Source organism: Streptomyces sp. A 4/2, from assembly GCF_940670765.1.
Classification (GTDB): domain Bacteria; phylum Actinomycetota; class Actinomycetes; order Streptomycetales; family Streptomycetaceae; genus Streptomyces.
On record NZ_CALNVW010000105.1, the window covers coordinates 1 to 335 of the forward strand.

At 71.0% G+C, this 335-nt stretch carries 1 pseudogene; it reads right to left on the reverse strand.

Annotated elements, in window-relative coordinates:
- Positions 1–5: 5 nt before the first annotated feature.
- Positions 6–335 (reverse strand): annotated as a pseudogene (locus NBY69_RS37220) (aminoglycoside phosphotransferase); the annotation flags it as partial.

Genomic DNA, 335 nt, shown 5'->3' on the forward strand with positions numbered 1-335 from the left:
GCCGGTCAGCCGTATCGCTGCAGTAGTCCGTCCACATACGCCTCCAGCCGTTCTCCCAGCACCTCGGACGTCAGATCGTCCCGGCCCAGTTCACGCCACGGCCCGGCCAGTTTCGCCGTGTCGGGGCAGTAGTGCAGGGCGTCGAGCAGCCGCCAGTACAGGTGGTCGGGGTCGTCGGCGAGGTCCCGGCCGCCGTGTGCCTCGTACCGCGCGCGGAAGTCCAGCCCGCATGCCGGCCCGTGCAGCAGCGCGAGCGCGGTCGAGCAGTGCGCCACGTCCAGGTCGGCAGGTCCCCACGAGGTCTCGACCCAGTCGACGACACCGGTGATCCGCAG